Source organism: Pseudaminobacter soli (ex Li et al. 2025) (assembly GCF_029892515.1).
Lineage (GTDB): Bacteria > Pseudomonadota > Alphaproteobacteria > Rhizobiales > Rhizobiaceae > Pseudaminobacter > Pseudaminobacter soli_A.
This window is the reverse complement of record NZ_JARXVF010000007.1, coordinates 13343-28422: the sequence shown is the minus strand read 5'-3', so window position 1 is coordinate 28422 and position 15080 is coordinate 13343. Positions and strand designations below refer to the sequence as shown.

Annotated in this window: 15 protein-coding genes; 5 read left to right on the top strand and 10 right to left on the bottom strand. The window is 64.5% G+C overall.

Annotated elements, in window-relative coordinates; genetic code table 11:
• Positions 1–49 precede the first annotated feature (49 nt).
• The 4 genes from M2281_RS23305 to ftsE all read right to left on the bottom strand — a co-directional run bounded on the left by M2281_RS23305 (position 50) and on the right by ftsE (position 3402).
• On the bottom strand, positions 50–835 hold the full coding sequence (locus M2281_RS23305; RefSeq protein ID WP_280823592.1) for a lysophospholipid acyltransferase family protein: 786 nt from the start codon (positions 833–835) through the stop codon (positions 50–52).
• A gap of 84 nt (positions 836–919) precedes the next feature.
• A complete protein-coding gene (locus M2281_RS23300) occupies positions 920–1600 on the bottom strand; it encodes a YdcF family protein (RefSeq protein WP_280823591.1) in 681 nt (226 codons plus the stop codon).
• A 154-nt stretch (positions 1601–1754) separates the two neighbouring features.
• Positions 1755–2750: a cell division protein FtsX gene (locus M2281_RS23295; protein ID WP_280823590.1), complete on the bottom strand. Its 996-nt coding sequence runs from the start codon at positions 2748–2750 to the stop codon at positions 1755–1757.
• A complete protein-coding gene (ftsE, locus tag M2281_RS23290; RefSeq protein ID WP_280823589.1) occupies positions 2743–3402 on the bottom strand; it encodes a cell division ATP-binding protein FtsE in 660 nt (219 codons plus the stop codon). The genes M2281_RS23295 and ftsE overlap by 8 nt, the downstream gene beginning before the upstream one ends.
• A 180-nt stretch (positions 3403–3582) precedes the next feature.
• On the opposite strand from ftsE, the gene M2281_RS23285 reads away from it, so the two are divergent.
• The gene (locus tag M2281_RS23285; RefSeq protein WP_280823588.1) at positions 3583–4233 is read left to right on the top strand and encodes a hypothetical protein; all 651 of its coding nucleotides are present in this window, start codon (positions 3583–3585) and stop codon (positions 4231–4233) included.
• Between the two features lie 4 nt (positions 4234–4237).
• Complete coding sequence (gene hpt, locus M2281_RS23280) at positions 4238–4780, top strand: hypoxanthine phosphoribosyltransferase (protein ID WP_280823587.1); 543 nt, start codon at positions 4238–4240, stop codon at positions 4778–4780.
• Positions 4781–4800: 20 nt separating this feature from the next.
• Here hpt and M2281_RS23275 read toward each other — a convergent pair whose 3' ends face one another.
• Together M2281_RS23275 and M2281_RS23270 are read right to left on the bottom strand one after the other, a co-directional pair.
• Complete coding sequence (locus M2281_RS23275) at positions 4801–5691, bottom strand: lipid kinase (protein WP_280823586.1); 891 nt, start codon at positions 5689–5691, stop codon at positions 4801–4803.
• 105 nt (positions 5692–5796) lie between these two features.
• Complete coding sequence (locus tag M2281_RS23270; protein WP_280823585.1) at positions 5797–6720, bottom strand: DMT family transporter; 924 nt, start codon at positions 6718–6720, stop codon at positions 5797–5799.
• A gap of 187 nt (positions 6721–6907) precedes the next feature.
• Between M2281_RS23270 and M2281_RS23265 the strand changes: the two genes are divergently transcribed.
• Both M2281_RS23265 and M2281_RS23260 read left to right on the top strand, forming a co-directional pair.
• Positions 6908–7819, top strand: coding sequence for a LysR family transcriptional regulator (locus M2281_RS23265; RefSeq protein WP_425537792.1), 912 nt, complete (start codon positions 6908–6910; stop codon positions 7817–7819).
• A gap of 87 nt (positions 7820–7906) precedes the next feature.
• Entirely contained in the window at positions 7907–8530 is a 624-nt protein-coding gene (locus M2281_RS23260) for a glutathione S-transferase family protein (RefSeq protein WP_342394295.1), read from the top strand.
• A gap of 31 nt (positions 8531–8561) precedes the next feature.
• On the opposite strand, the gene M2281_RS23255 is transcribed toward M2281_RS23260, so the two are convergent.
• The 4 genes from M2281_RS23255 to argH form a co-directional block, all read right to left on the bottom strand.
• Positions 8562–11168: a TIGR02302 family protein gene (locus M2281_RS23255; protein ID WP_280823584.1), complete on the bottom strand. Its 2607-nt coding sequence runs from the start codon at positions 11166–11168 to the stop codon at positions 8562–8564.
• A 108-nt stretch (positions 11169–11276) separates the two neighbouring features.
• Positions 11277–12542, bottom strand: a complete 1266-nt coding sequence (gene lysA, locus M2281_RS23250; RefSeq protein WP_280823583.1) for a diaminopimelate decarboxylase — start codon at positions 12540–12542, stop codon at positions 11277–11279.
• A gap of 40 nt (positions 12543–12582) precedes the next feature.
• Complete coding sequence (locus M2281_RS23245; protein WP_280823582.1) at positions 12583–12789, bottom strand: hypothetical protein; 207 nt, start codon at positions 12787–12789, stop codon at positions 12583–12585.
• A gap of 124 nt (positions 12790–12913) precedes the next feature.
• A complete protein-coding gene (gene argH / locus M2281_RS23240; protein WP_280823581.1) occupies positions 12914–14314 on the bottom strand; it encodes an argininosuccinate lyase in 1401 nt (466 codons plus the stop codon).
• A 31-nt stretch (positions 14315–14345) separates the two neighbouring features.
• Here argH and tlpA point away from each other — a divergent pair, with 31 nt between their 5' ends.
• Entirely contained in the window at positions 14346–15053 is a 708-nt protein-coding gene (tlpA, locus tag M2281_RS23235; protein ID WP_280823580.1) for a thiol:disulfide interchange protein TlpA, read from the top strand.
• The last annotated feature ends 27 nt before the right edge of the window (positions 15054–15080 follow it).

The following is a 15080-nucleotide window of genomic DNA, read 5'->3' as shown; positions in this document are numbered from 1 at the left end:
ATTGAATTGAAAAAGCCCGCCCCGATCGGTTCGGGGTGGGCTTCTTTCTTCAGGCGGTTACGCCCAGTTCCTTCAGGCGCTCCACCGCGGTCGGCGGCAGCGGCGGGCGGTCGGTGCTGGTCGCTTCGATCAGCAGCTGGTCGCAGGCGGCTTCGGTTTCGGCGATCAGGCGCTGCATGAACTCTTCCTTGCCCAGCCCCGGCGGGATCGGCGGCAGGAAGCGCGCGCGGATCGTGCCCGGATAGCGCAGGAATTTGCGGCGCGGCCAGTAGAGCCCGGCGACATGCGCCACCGGAACGACCGGCAGGTTGAGCTGCGTATAGAGCTCCACGATGCCCCATTTGTAGGCGGGCTCGGCCCCAGGTGGGCGGCGCGTGCCCTCGGGGTAGATGATAAGCTGGCGGCTGTTACGGGCAAGCTCGGCCTTGGTTGCGGCCACTGCGGCCTTCAGCGCCTTGGACCGGCTGCCGCGATTGACAGGGATCATCCGCATCTTGGCGATGTACCAGCCGAAGAAGGGGATCCAGGTCAGCTCGCGCTTAAGGATATAGAGCGCGTCCGGAATGTAGGGCAGGAAGGCGATCGTGTCCCAGAACGACTGGTGCTTGGGCGCGATGATGTAGGAGCCCTCCGGCAGGTTCTCCTGCCCGGTGACCTCGCTTCTGGTGCCGGCGATCTTTTCCTGCAGCCACAGGCTGGAGCAGGCCCAGAACTTAGGCACCAGCCAGGCGCGCTTGCGCGACACCAGGAAGTAATAGGGCGTCCAGAAGATCATCTGGAGAATGAGATTGGCGTAGAAGACGATGTTGAACGCCAGGGAGCGGATTTGGACCATGGTCAAGCCTGAAGAAGATGTCAGGGCTGGTTACACCAAGAGCCGCAAAAGGAAAACCGGGCGGCCCGGAATAAAGCCGGTCGCTCAATTGTTCTTGGTGACCGACGTGGTGGCCGCATCAACCAGCGCCACGCCGTCCGGCGTCGAGCGCAGCGGCACCACGGCGCGGGCAAGCGCGCCGAGATACTTGGTATATTCGGTGAACAGCACGCGCAGCGCTGCCCGGTTGGTCATCCAGCTGCCGCCGTCGAGACGGCTGTTGACGACCGGGTAGGGCGTCATTTCGACCTTTTCGATGAAGCGCCGCATCTCCAGCAGGCTGCGCGGCATGTGGTAGTTGTTGGTGACGAGGATGATGCTGGAATAGTCGTGGTTTTCGACCCACTTGGCGCTCTCCTCGGCATTGCCGATGGTGTCGAGCGCGGCGTGGTCGATGTCGACACAGCAGTTGAAAAGCGCTTTGTCGCCGCCCGTTGCCCGTTGCAGCGAACGGCGGCTGGCGGCCGGGTTCACGCCGCTGATCAGCAGACGCTTTCCCTTGCCGGATTTGAGGAGGCTGACCGCGGCGTCGATGCGCGCCTGGCCGCCGGTCAGCACGATGATGGCATCGGCAGCGGGCGGATCGTTCGGCGTGGTCAGCCGGCTGATGTAGTCGGCGAACATGCCGAAGCCCACGGCAAAGGCTACGCCCGCGCCGACCAGCCCGTAAGCGGACACGCGTAAGAACGCGACAAGTCGCGTCGAACGTGACCTAGCCGTTGGCATCTCGTCCCTCATGCCGCAGCCGGCGTCCTCCAAATCAAAGCGCGTTATCATATCACGGAATTTTCCGTATGGCGGCCACGCGCGGCCGGCCGCCGCACATTGCGTTACAACCCGTCGTCCTTCGTGACCCGTTCCGACGAGGGGTCGAGCGGTCCTAGAGTCCGTCGTGATGACTGACGTCTATGTCCTTCAGATAGGTCGTAACGGTCACATGCGAAGTGGCAGCGGTAAGAACGCCGATCAGCAGGATGACGAGAGCGGCGCCCGCATATCCGGTAACCCCGATGGCGAAATTGCCGAACAGGGCGGTCGCCTGGTCGGCCTGAGGGGTGGCGAGATTGCGCGAAGACCACCACCAGAACAGGACGAAGACGGCCATGGCGGCAGCACCACCGGCCACCGCGCCCTTCATGCCGATGAGCAGGAAATGCCGGCGGAATTCGCGCGCGATGAACTTTGCCTCGGCGCCGACATAGTGCAGCACCTCGATGATATGGCCATTGCCGGCCATGGCGCCGCGTGTGGCAAACACCACCGTCAGGACTGTGGCCGACAGCATCAGCACCAGCACGGCCAGGCCCAGCGTCACCGTGGTGCGGGCCATGGCGACCAGGCGGTCGACCCAGGTGCGGTGGTCGTCCAGCGAAACGCCCGGCACTTCCGGCTGCAGCAACTGGCGCATGCCGGCGAAGTCCGGCGGGTTGTCCTCGTCGATGGTGACGATGACCAGCCGCGGCACCGGCAACTCGTCAATGTTGAGGCCCGACCCGAGCCAGGGCTCGAGCAGGCGGGATGTCGCTTCCCGGTCGACGATCTTGACGCCGCGCACCCCGGTGAACTGGCTGGCGATGCTCGCCGCCTTCTCCAGCGACGCTTCCATGTCGACGCCCTCGACGGGCTTGATCTGGATCGTCGCCTCGCGCGCGATCTGGTTTTCCCAGACCGAAGCCGTGTCGCGCACCAGCGTGACCGCGCCCAGCGTGAGGCAGGACAGGAACGTCATGATGGCGATGACGAAGACCAGCGCCCGACCGGCGATGCTTTGCGGCGGCACGATAGGCGCAGTCTTGCGCCGCGCACGAGCGGGCGGTGCCGGCTCGGCGGCAACCGGAGCCTCGTAGAGGTCTTCTTCGCCGTTAAGCTCAGTCATAGATGTCGAGCCTTCCATTGGCGAGGATCATGCGCCGGGCATCGACCTGATCCATCAGGGCGAGATCGTGGGTGGCGATCACGACCGCGGTTCCCAAGCGGTTGAGCTCGATGAAGAGCCTGAGCAGCCGGCGCGCCAGAGGCGGATCGACATTGCCGGTGGGTTCGTCGGCCAGCAGCATCTCCGGCTGTTCGATCAGGGCGCGGGCAATCGCCGCGCGCTGCTTCTCGCCGCCCGACAGGACTGGCGGCAGCACATGCATGCGCTCGCCAAGGCCCACCCATTTCAGCAGCTCGGTGACGTCGCTGCGATAGCTCGCTTCCTCGCGCCCGCGCACGCGGAGCGGCAGCGCGACGTTCTCATAGGTCGTCATGTGGTCGAGCAGGCGGAAATCCTGGAACACCACGCCGATGCGGCGGCGCATCAGCGGCAGTTCCTGCCGGGAGATACGCGAACGGTCCTTGCCGAAGACGGTGATCAGCCCGCGCGTCGGCTTCAGCGACAGGAACAAGAGGCGCAACAGCGTGGTCTTGCCCGCGCCGGACGGGCCGCTGAGGAACTGGAATGAGCGCTCGGGAATATCCAGGGAGATGTCGCGGAGAATTTCCGGACCCATCCCATAGCGCAGGCCGACGTTCTCGAAGCGAATCAATTGCGGAAACCTTGGGTGTTCGGGGGCGCCTGGCGGTCGAAACGACCTTCGGGCCGTACTATTAACGGTCGGTTAATTCTCACTGCAAAAGCGGGCCTGATTCGCATCTGGTGGCGAAGCATTAACCAATTCCGTTTACCTCCGGAATCGGGGTCGGTTCGAAAGGATAACCCATCCACTATGGCAGACGGTCGCACCGCACGCCCGGTTTCCGGCGAGATCATGACGGATGCCTCCGTCATGGGCGGTGCATTGCGCCCTGAAATCGATCCGGACATCGTCGACGCTGACTTCGAGATCGTCGCTTCGCCCGAGCAGCGCCAGCCTGGAGCAGAGCGCCAGCCAAAAACGTTCGTGCCCAATGGTGCGTCGACGACCGGCATGGAGATGCTGCAACGCAAAGTCCGTGAGCGCCGTGCCTTTCAGCCGTTCGCCAAGCGCGGCGGGCCGGCCTTCTGGACGGTCGGCGGCGGATTGGTCGTGGCCGCCTTCTGGATATCGGGCGGGCACATGCTGCTTAGCCAATTGCCGCTTCCCGGGTCGGCCGAGGCAGCACCCTTCTTCACCATTGCCGGGGTCAAGTCGCGCGTCGAGACGACGGGCGGGGGGCAGATTCTGTTCGTCGACGGGGAGGCTACAAATGGCGGCAGCCTCGCGGGCATGCTGCCGGAATTGGAAATTCACGTGACCGGAGAGGACGGGCGCGCTACCTTTTACAAGCTGGGGACATCACAGACACCCTTGGCACCCGGTGGAAGATTTGCCTTTTCGTCTCGCCTTGCGGTGCCTAAGAACGGCGTAAAGACCGTTACGGTCGCCTTTGGAGAGTAAGACTATGCCGGCTGTTCGCGGCAAGGATATCGAAGTTCTGTTCAGCGCCTCGGCGATCGCCCGGCGCAATCTCGAGCTGGCCAAGGAGATCGCCTCGCGCGATTACACCGACCTCCTGGTCATTTCCGTCCTGAAAGGCTCGTTCATTTTCGCTGCCGATCTCATTCGCGCCATGCACGATGTCGGCCTGTCGCCTGAAGTCGAGTTCATCTTCATTTCGAGCTATGGCAGCGGCACCACCAGCGGCGAAGTGCGCGTGCTGCGCGACATCGACAACGAGGTGAATGGCCGCGACGTGCTCCTGATCGACGACATTCTGGAGTCGGGCAAGACGCTATCCTACACGCGCGAGCTGATGCTGTCGCGCGGCGCCAAGAGCTGCTCGATCGCCGTGTTGCTCGACAAGCGCATGCGCCGCCAGACCTCGCTCAACGCCGATTATGTCGGCTTCGATTGCCCCGACTCCTTCGTCGTCGGCTACGGCATGGACGTGGCCCATGCTTTCCGCGAACTGCCCTTCGTCGGCGTCGTCAAGGGCGAGGTCTGACCTAGCGGTCGTAGCTTCGGCTACGAGGACGGCCTGAACACCTGAAGCGCCTTCGGCCGGATGCGGAAATGCGCCGGCGTTGTAGTGCACAATTCGCCGTCCGTATTGACCGGCCGGGGCTTGCTGGTGCGGATTGTCACCTCAGTGGTACGGAAAGCCCGCACATCGTCCCAGCGGCCCTGTGTGCCCTTCCTGAGGCTCGGCAGCAGCGCCAGAAGCCGCCACCAGTGGTCGACCTCCAGGCTGTAGAAATCGAGCGTGCCGTCATCGGCGGTGGCGCTTTCCTCCACCGTCATGCCGCCGCCATAGTGGCGTCCGTTGCCGACCGACACCTGCATCGTCCTGATCTTCTCGGTCGTGCCGTCATGGTCGAGATGGGCGCTGAACAGCTGCGAGCGCGCGAGCAGCCGCGCCGCAACGATGGCGTAGCCCAGCTTGCCCCAACGCTTCTTGGCGTGTGAGGTCAGGTCGGCGGCCAGCTCGGCGCTGAAGCCGATGCTGGCGACGTTGAAGAACAAATGGCCGTTGACCTCGCCGAGATCGATAGGCGCGAGCGAGCCCGCGACGATCACCTCGGCGGCCTTGGTCGGGTCGGCCGGAATGCCGACGGTGCGGGCAAAGTCGTTAGCGGTGCCGAGCGGCAGAACGCCGAGGGGCAGGCCTGCATCCACCAGGCCCGGCGCGGCCGTGTTCAGCGTGCCGTCGCCGCCGCCGAGCACGATGAGGTCGAAGCTGGATGCCTTGCGTCGGATGAGCTCGGTGAGCGGTTCATTTTCGGCGGCCTTTTCCTCGGTGACGGCCAGGCCGCCCCGTTCGAGCACGCTGACGGCTGACGCGACGGAGCCTGTGCCACGGCGCGCCCTGGGATTGACGATCAGTAGCGCGCGCTTGGGAGGCTTGGAGTTCGGCAATGGCAACTCTTTGTCTGGTGAAAACCGGTCGGTTTCCGCCAGATAGGGTTGCCCAGGCTGCAAAAAAAGAGCGGCATGTTGGCCGGTCCGCCCTTTCAGCCCGCCTCAGGCCGGCACTTTTTCGCTCTGCCTTGCGTTGAGGGCGAAGAGGCCGGCGCCGACGATCAGTACGCCGCCGAGGACGGTCGATGTGTGCGGTACTTCGGCGAAGAAGAGAAAGCCCCACAGCGGCGCCCACAGGATGCCGGTGTATTCGAACGTCGCCACGATGTTGGCCGGGGCCAGCCGGTAGGCCTGCGACAGCAGGGTCATGCCGGCCGAGGCGATTACGCCGCACGAAGCCATCATCAAGAAGTCGCCGGTGGTCGGCCACTCCCAGCCGCGCGTCAGGAAGCGCAGGCTCGGATGGGTGATGTGGCCGACATCGACGACCATGAAGACTAGGGCGGTGACGATCGCGCCGAGCAGGTAGACGCCGTTCTGGTAGAAACTCATGACCGTCGAGGATTCGGTTGCGCCGAGCTTGCGCGCCGTCATCTGCGCAAAGCCGTAGAGGCCGGCCGACAGCAGTGACAGAAGTGCTGCCCATTCGAACATGCCGCCGCCCGGCCGCAGCATGACCAGCACGCCGACGAGGCCGACCGACACGGTTGCGAAGCTCTGCCAGCTCACGCGCTCTCCGAGATAGGGGCCCGACAGCACCATGATGAACAGCGGCGCCATGAAGTAGAGCGCCACCGCATCGGCCAGCGGAAGCGCCGCCAGCGCCAGATAATAGGCGGTGTAGGAGGCAAACAGGGTCAGTGCCCTGAGGCTGAGCAGGCCGAAATTGCGCGAGACGAGCGCGCCCAGCCCGACATCCCGGTGCACGAGAAGGAGCATGATGGGTAGCGCCACGACGCAGCGTATAGCCATGACCTCCATCACCGGATAGCGGTCCGACACCGCCTTGATCAGCGGGTCCTGCGTGGAAAACACCAGCACGCCGAGGCAGAGACATGCGATGCCGGCGACGATACGGTTCTGCATTCCAGATAGGCCCTGATTATGCCCGCTGCGGCAGGCATGGAACAAAAAGAACCCGCGGCCCAGAGGACAGCGGGTGAGTGAGGACTTTTTGCCCGGAACGGCTCCAGCGCATGGCGATGCCGTCGATTGCATTTCGGTCTCGCGCTCAGGTATGGCCGGTCGATTGACATGTTTCAAACGAATTGGAATGATGCCAGCCATCAGATTTCCTTATGGCGGCGACATGACCATCCATCTCGACAGCGACCTGCTGCGCACCTTCGTGGCCGTGGCCGAGGCGGGCAATTTCACCAAGGCCGCGGAGCAGGTCAGCCGCACGCAGTCGGCCGTGTCGATGCAGATCAAGCGGCTGGAGGACATGATCGGCGAAGCGCTGTTCGACCGCGGCTCGCGCGGGGTTTCGCTCACCCGCAGAGGGCAGGAGCTGATCATCAATGCCCGCCGCATCGTCTCGCTGATCGAGGAAACGGCCGCTTCGCTCAAGGCCAAGCCGCTGGACGGCCCGGTTCGCATCGGCATCCCCGAGGAGTACAGCTATTCCATCCTGTCGCGTGCGCTCGGCATGTTTTCTAAGCAGCATCCGAAGGTGGAGATCACCGTCAGATATGCCCATTCGGCCTCGCAGATCGAAGCGCTGGAGGCTGGCGAGCTTGACCTCGCGGTGGTGTTCGAATGGGAGGACTATTCCGACGGCGAGGTGTTGATGCGCGACCCGACCGTGTGGGTAACCTCGAACCTGCATTGTCAGCATGAGGAGCGGCCGCTGCCGGTGGCGCTCTACAACCGCGATGGCTGGTGCAAGGATTTCGCGCTGAGGTCGCTCGAGGATCGCGGCTACCCCTATCGCGTCGCCTATACCAGCGACACCACGGGCGGGCTGAAGCTTGCCGTGGCCTCGGGCCTGGCGATCGCGCCAGTGTCGCGCTCCAACATTCCGCCCGATTGCCGCGAACTGACCGCCGCGGAAGGCTTTGGCGACATCGACGCCTCCAACGTCGTGCTGCACCGCGCACCGGGAGCCACGAGCGAGGCGATCAAGGGCATGGCGGACGCGATCCGCGAGGCGTTCTATTCGCGGCTGGTGGTGACTGTCCCGTAGCCCGGAAATTGAATATCCCGACAGACTCCTGACAGTGAGTTGTCAGGAGTATGCTGATATTGTCCCTGCGAACAGTCGGAGAGGACAATGTCTATGATCAAGTTCTATCACATGCCCTGGTCGCGTTCGTCCGGCGTGCGCTGGCTCCTCGAGGAGCTGGGCGTGCCCTACGAGATCGAATTGATGAACCTCAGAGCGCCGGGCGGTGCGCCGGAGAGCTACCGCAGCATCCAGCCCAACAAGAAGGTGCCGGCGATCGACCATGACGGCACGATCGTCACCGAGCGGGCCGCGATCTCCATCTATCTTTCGGAGGCCTTTCCCGAGGTCGGGTTGGCGCCCGCCATTGCCGACAAGGCGCGTGCGGCGTGGCTGACCTGGCTGGTCTATTCCGATTCGGTCTTCGATCCGGTGGTTGCCGCCAAGTCGAACGGCATCGACTTCATGGGCGGCCGCTATTCCTACGGCTCGTTCGACGAGATGGTCGCCAATCTGGAGCGCACGCTTTCATCCAGGCCCTACATCGCCGGCGACAGCTTCACTTCGGCCGACGTGCAGATCGGGAGCGGCATCCACTACGCCATCCATGTCCTGCAGGTGCTGCCGGAAAAGCCGGTGTTCAAGGACTATCTGGCGCGGCTGCAGGCACGCCCGGCCTATCAGCGCGCCGCTGCACTGGATGCGGAACTGGCACAGAGCTTGGCTAGATAGGCTGATATCCGCGAAAGAGCGTGGAGGACGCTCAGCGCATCTCGAGCAGGCGTTCCAGATACTGCCTTTCGAGCTCGGGGCTCAGCGCATTGCCGAGCCGCTTGCGGATGGCATCGAGGATCTGGCGGGCACGCTGGACGTCGATCTGGTCCGGCACCTTGACCGTGTTGCCGAAATCCGGGCCGGTGGTGCCGCGCGGACGGCCGAGCGGATCGCGGTCGGCGCCCTGCTGCCGGCCGTTCGGCCCGGTGCCCTGCTCGCCTTCCATCGCCTGCTGCATCTGCTTCATCATGTCCTGGGCACCGCGGCGCAGGGCCTCCAATGCGCGGCCCTGCTCGCCGACGGCGCGGTTGCCTTCGCCTTCGCCGAGCGCTTCCTTGGCCTGGCCCATCGCATCGCCCGCGTCGCCAAATCCCTTGCCGGGCTCGATACCGAGGTCCTTGAGGCCTTTCGTCAGCCCATCAAGATCCTTCTGCAGCTTGCCCTGGCCTTCCTGCAGCTGCTTCAGCGCATCGCGGAATTCCTCGGGCGTCATCTGGTGGCCGTTCTGGCCCTGCTGCCCCTGGCCTTGGTCGCCGCCGCGTTCGGCATCGCGGTCGCGGTTGTCCTGCATGCCCTGCTGCCAGTCGCCGAACTCGTCATCTTGCTGGCCGCGCTGCTTCTGGTCCAGGCGGAACGTCTCGTTCATCATCTCCTGCTGGCGCCGCATGATCTCGCCGAGCTTGTTCATCTGCTGATGCATCTCGCTCTGCTCGCCATTCTGGCCCGGCTGCTGCTGGCGGTTGGCCTGCAGGTTGTTCATCATGTCCTGCAACTGCGACAGCATCTGCTCGGCCATATCGCGATTGCCCGACTTCGCCAGGTTCTCGATCTGATCCATCATGCGCTCGAGGTCGCTCTGCCGCAGTTCCTGGGCATCGCGTGGCAGCTGCTGCTGGGCAAGGTTCGGATCACGCTTGGCGCGCTCGGCAAACTCCTTGATGAAGTCGTTCATCGCCTGGCGCAGCTCTTTCATGAGCTTGTCGATCTCTTGGTCGCTGGCGCCATTCTTCAGCGCCTGCTTAAGCGCCTCCTGCGCCTGGCGCAGGCGCTTTTCGGCGTTCGACAGCGCGCCGTCCTCGATGGCCCGCGACATCTCCCAGAAATAGTCGGCGACGGCGCGCAGCTGATCGTTGCTCTGCGCCAGTTTGAGCTGGGAGCGGCCGGCCATGAGACCGAGATAGTTGGCGATGCTCGGTATCGTGTCCTCGGGCCGCAGCGTGATGGCGTCGAGGAGATCGAGCACATAGGGCTTCTGGTTGGCGTCGAGCGACAGGATGCGCCGGTCTTCCACGACCGCGCGGGCAAGCGGGTTGCTGAACGGCCGCTCGGGCAGGACGAAGGTCTTGGTCTCGCTGGTCGCTTCCAGACCGGCGTCATCAGTGACCTTGAGGGTCAGCCGCACCTTGCTGCCGGCCCAGGCGTGATCGGTCAGATCACGCGACATCCTGACCTTGCCGTCGCCGCCGCGCGGCGGCAGGGCAAGCGCAAGCTCGGGAGCCTTGTAGAGCGGCTCGGCGTCCTGGCTCTGCGGGTCGGCCAGTGCGAACTCGGCCTTGGCGGAAGCCGCGCCATACTGGTCGAGGATCTGGTAGTTCAGCTCCAGCGCGCCGTTGGCTGCCTGCTTCGGGTCGTCGAGGAAACGGATCGTCGGCGGCGTGTTGGGGGTGACGGAGAAGGTCCAGCTGCGCAGCTCCCGGCCGCTCGAGTCGAGCGCCAGCACGCCGTTCGTTTCGAGCTTGCCGGCAAACTGGCGGATCGCAGCCTGTGCATCCGACTGCGCGGATTCTTGCGAAGGCTTTGCGGGATCCTTGAGAGGGATCTCATGCCCGGTGCCATCCGCATCGGTGAAGGAGAGCGTTTCGTTGCCCGAACCGCCGGTGACGCGCAGCTGCACCTCGCTGCCCTGCGGCACGGTGAGGGGGCCGTTCTCGTGATTGTTGGCGTCTGCCGTCAGGAACAGCGGTGCCTTGCCGGTATAGGTCGGCGGAGTGACCCAGGCATCGATGCGCGGCGGGACGGTCTCAAAGCCGAGGCCTGCCCGAAAGGCGTCGCCGATGCGGCCGCCGAACGGTCCCTGGGAAAAGGCAAAGGCGATGACCAGCAGCAGCGCGGCGGCGTCGCGCAGGCCCCACGGGTCGCGCTCGGGCACCCGCGTGCGCGGCAGGTCGCTGTCGACGTCGGCGAGCTTTTCGGCCATGCGGCGCTGGTGCTCGCGCCACAGCGCCTGCGAGAAGGCGGTCTGCTCGCCGCTCGGCTTGTCGGTCTGCACCAGCACCGGCGTGTGCGGCAGCTTGCTCGCAGCTTCGATACGGCGGTCGACCTCAATGCGTGTGGGCTGGCGATAGAAGCGAAGCGGATAGAGCGCGGCGAGTGCTGCGAGCGCAAAGAGGCCAAGCAGACCGAAGCGCGCCATTTCCGGCAGGATGCGGAAGACGCCGAGCCAGGAGAGGCTGACGAACAGGCTGATGGTGACGAGAAGCGGCAGCACCAGCGGCCAGCCGCGTTCCACCATCATGGCGACAAGAGTAGCCGCCCTGGCGCGGCCAAGGCGCCGGGCAAAACCCTTGTCAGCAGCTTTCGTCGTCGTTTCCGTCATCGACCCTTTCCGGGTGCGCGATGGCGCGACCTCATCAGAGAAAGCATAGCAACAAACGCGGCAAAGACGAGGCGAGGCAAGAAATCGTGATTGCCCAAGCCGCCGCGTTCAAAGCCAGTCGGGCAGCGAATCGAGGCCGATCAGCTCCTCATAAGTCTGGCGCCGACGGATGACATGGAAGCTGTCGCCATTGACCAGAACCTCAGGCACTAGAAGCCTGGTGTTGTAGGTGCCGGACTGCACCGCGCCATAAGCGCCGGCAGTGCTGACGGCGATCAGGTCGCCCGGCTTCATGCGCGGCAGGTCGCGGTCCTGGCCGAGGAAATCGCCGGTCTCGCAGACGGGGCCCACGACGTCGGCATTCATGCGCGGCGCATCCACTGGCGGCTGCACCACCGGCTTGATGTCGTGGAAGGCGTCGTAGAGCGTCGGACGGATCAGGTCGTTCATCGCCGCATCGACGATCAGGAAGTTCTTGGCGTCGCCTTCCTTCACATAGATGACTTCCGAAACCAGGATGCCGGCATTGCCGACGATCAGCCGGCCCGGCTCGAACATCACCTTCAGGCCAAGCTTGGCGACATGCTTCTTCACCACCGCCGCATAGGCGTCGGGCAGGGGCGGGGGCGAGTTGTCGGTGCGGTAGGGAATGCCAAGACCGCCGCCGAGATCGACATGATCGATGGCGTGGCCGTCCGCCTTCAGCGTCTCGACCAGTTCGACCAACAGCGCGAAGGCATCGTCGAAGGGCTGCAGCTCGGTGATCTGGCTGCCGATATGCATGTCGATGCCGGTGATGCGGATGCCCGGCAGCTCGGCCGCGCGGGCATAGACGGCCCGCGCCCGCTGCCACTGTATGCCGAACTTGTTCTCGGCCTTGCCGGTGGAGATCTTCTTGTGGGTCTTGGCGTCGACGTCCGGATTGATGCGCAGCGAAACCGGCGCCTTCTTGCCGGCCGCCACCGCGCGGGCAGACAGAAGCTCCAGCTCGGGCTCGGATTCGACGTTGAAGCAGAGGATGTCGTTCTCGAGCGCCAGGTCCATCTCGCGCGCGGTCTTGCCCACGCCCGAGAACAGGATCCTGTTGCCCGGAATGCCTGCGGCCAGCGCCCGGCGCATCTCGCCTTCCGACACCACGTCGGCGCCGGCGCCGAGCTTTGCCAGCGTCTTCAGCACCGCCTGATTGGAATTTGCCTTGAGCGCATAGCAGACCAGCGCATCGAGATCGGCGAATGCCTGGCGGAACACGTTGAAATGGCGGGTCAGCGTGGCGGTGGAATAGCAATAGAATGGGGTGCCGACGGCTGCCGCGATCTCGGGTAGTGGCACGTCTTCGGCATGCAGCACGCCGTTACGGTATTCGAAATGGTTCACTGGCAGGGTTCCGGTAGATGTGCGTTTGCGAACGCGACGCTCAGATCAGGCCGTCGAGGATGAAGTGCCTGTCGGCGACCGGTGGCGCCGGCTCCGGCGGCACTGGCTGGTTGGCTTTCTCGGCATCCTTGCGCGCCTGCACGGCCGCTTCGTAGGGGGTGTCGAGGCCGGCCTTGCGCCCGCAGGCCGAGGCGGCGGCAACCACCGACAGAAGCACTAGCGTGGTAAGAAGTCTGCTGCCGGTCATCCGTGTCATCCGTCCCGAGAAAATCCGTTGCCTGCTTCTAGCGAAATTTTCGCGGCTTTGCACCCCCGGCAATTCCAAGTTCGCGTGATTGGCGCGCCGCGTGGCAGCAGCGCGCCTCGTCTCGCTACGCCTTGGCGATGCGCTTCTTCCAGTAGCGGATCTGGCGGCGCACTTCGGCGGGCGCCGTGCCGCCGAAGGAGGTGCGGCTCTTGACGGAATTCTGCACCGACAGGACCGAGAAGATGTCTGCCGTGATGCCGGAATGGATCGACTGCAGGTCCTCCAGAGCGAGCTTTTCCAGCCCGACCTTCTTGCTCTCGGCAAGTGCGACGGCGCGGCCGGTGACGTGATGCGCCTCGCGGAAGGGCAGGCCGAGCGTCCGTACCAGCCAGTCGGCCAGGTCGGTGGCGGTGGAATAGCCCGAGCCGGCGGCCTTCTTCATCGCCGCGTCGTTGATGGTCATATCCCCCATCATGCCGGTCATGGCCGCCAGCATCAGGTCGAGCGTCTCGGCGGCGTCGAACACCGCTTCCTTGTCTTCCTGCATGTCTTTCGAATAGGCGAGCGGCAGGCCCTTCATCACCGTCAGCAGGCCGATCAGATGGCCGTTGACGCGGCCGGTCTTGGCGCGCACCAGCTCGGCGGCGTCGGGGTTCTTCTTCTGTGGCATGATCGAGGAGCCGGTCGAGAAGCTGTCGGACAGCCGCACGAAGCCGAACTGCGGCGTCGACCAGATGACGATCTCCTCGGCCAGGCGCGACAGATGAGTGGCGCAGATGGATGCGATGGACAAAAACTCCAGCGCGAAATCGCGGTCGGAAACGCTGTCGAGCGAATTGCGGGTCGGCTCGCGGAAGCCGAGCGCCTTGGCCGTGCGGAAGCGATCGATCGGGAAGCCCGTGCCGGCCAATGCGGCCGCGCCCAGCGGGCTTTCGTCCATACGTTCGATGGCGTCACGCACACGCGACAGGTCGCGGCTGAACATTTCCACATAGGCCATGCAGTGGTGGCCGAAGGTCACCGGCTGGGCCGTCTGCATATGCGTGAAGCCGGGCATGACGGTGGCGGCATGTTCCTCGGCGCGGACAAGGAACACCTCAATCAGGCCCTTCAAGGCCACGGCCACGCGGTGGAACTCGTCCTTCACCCAGAGGCGGAAGTCGACAGCCACCTGGTCGTTGCGCGAGCGGGCCGTGTGCAGGCGGCCGGCGGCCGGGCCGATGAGTTCGGCAAGCCTCGCCTCGACATTCATGTGGATGTCTTCCAGCCGGCTCGAGAATTCGAACTTGCCGTCCTCGATCTCTTTCAAAATCGTGTTCAGGCCGTGAGCGATTTTTTCTTGATCTTGTTCGGTAATAATGCCCGTTTCGGCCAGCATCTGCGAATGGGCGATGGAGCCGCGGATATCCTGCGCGTGAAGCTTCTTGTCGAAACCGATCGAGGCGTTGATGGCCTCCATGATCGCAGCCGGGCCCGAGGCAAAACGTCCGCCCCACATCTGATTGCTGGCCTTCTTGTCGCTCATCGTGGTAACCGGGCTCCGGAGATTGAAGTGAATGGCTGACGGAAAGAAACTCATGCCGACCGCGCGTCTTCTGGTCATCGCGGCAGTCGCCGGCGCACTTGCCGGTGCGATCGCGGTATATGTCAGCAACACCCTGTCTGGCAACAATGCGCCGGCCGTGGCCCAGCAGGTGCCTGCCAATGCGCCCGTCGCCATGGCAAACAGCGCCGACAACGCCGCCTGCGCGGCAAAGGCCGACAAGGCCAAGGCCCTCGGCGCGGCCGCCACCGGCGAGATCGCGGCGATGCTGCCGGCCGACCCGCCGCAGTCGGTCAAGAGCCTCGCTTTCACCGCGCCGGACGGCAAGCCGATGACGCTGGCGGATCACTCCGGCAAGACGCTGCTGGTCAATCTCTGGGCCACGTGGTGCGCGCCCTGCCGCGCCGAGATGCCGGCTCTCAATGCGCTGCAGAAGGACAAGGGCAGCGACAAGTTCGAGGTCGTCGCGGTCAATGTCGACACCGGCGATAATGAAAAGCCGAAGAAGTTCCTCTCGGAGATCAATGTCGACAAGCTCTCGCTCTATCGCGACAACTCGCTCGACCTGTTCAACGAGTTGAAGACGCGCGGGCTGGCGCTCGGCTTGCCGGTGACGCTTCTGGTCGACGGCGAGGGCTGCCTGCTCGCGCATATGAACGGCCCCGCCGAATGGGCCAGCCCCGACGCCATGCGCCTGGTGGACGCCGCGATCGGCAAATAATCGCCCCGGCGCCTCGCGCGCCGCCTG

Excerpts from the sequence above, each read along its gene's own strand:
- M2281_RS23305 (WP_280823592.1), bottom strand. The coding sequence starts at position 835 with ATGGTCCAAATCCGCTCCCTGGCGTTCAACATCGTCTTCTACGCCAAT.
- M2281_RS23300 (WP_280823591.1), bottom strand. The coding sequence starts at position 1,600 with ATGCCAACGGCTAGGTCACGTTCGACGCGACTTGTCGCGTTCTTACGC.
- M2281_RS23295 (WP_280823590.1), bottom strand. The coding sequence starts at position 2,750 with ATGACTGAGCTTAACGGCGAAGAAGACCTCTACGAGGCTCCGGTTGCC.
- M2281_RS23285 (WP_280823588.1), top strand. The coding sequence starts at position 3,583 with ATGGCAGACGGTCGCACCGCACGCCCGGTTTCCGGCGAGATCATGACG.
- hpt (WP_280823587.1), top strand. The coding sequence starts at position 4,238 with ATGCCGGCTGTTCGCGGCAAGGATATCGAAGTTCTGTTCAGCGCCTCG.
- M2281_RS23270 (WP_280823585.1), bottom strand. The coding sequence starts at position 6,720 with ATGCAGAACCGTATCGTCGCCGGCATCGCATGTCTCTGCCTCGGCGTG.
- M2281_RS23265 (WP_425537792.1), top strand. The coding sequence starts at position 6,908 with ATGATGCCAGCCATCAGATTTCCTTATGGCGGCGACATGACCATCCAT.
- M2281_RS23260 (WP_342394295.1), top strand. The coding sequence starts at position 7,907 with ATGTCTATGATCAAGTTCTATCACATGCCCTGGTCGCGTTCGTCCGGC.
- M2281_RS23255 (WP_280823584.1), bottom strand. The coding sequence starts at position 11,168 with ATGACGGAAACGACGACGAAAGCTGCTGACAAGGGTTTTGCCCGGCGC.
- M2281_RS23245 (WP_280823582.1), bottom strand. The coding sequence starts at position 12,789 with ATGACCGGCAGCAGACTTCTTACCACGCTAGTGCTTCTGTCGGTGGTT.
- argH (WP_280823581.1), bottom strand. The coding sequence starts at position 14,314 with ATGAGCGACAAGAAGGCCAGCAATCAGATGTGGGGCGGACGTTTTGCC.
- tlpA (WP_280823580.1), top strand. The coding sequence starts at position 14,346 with ATGGCTGACGGAAAGAAACTCATGCCGACCGCGCGTCTTCTGGTCATC.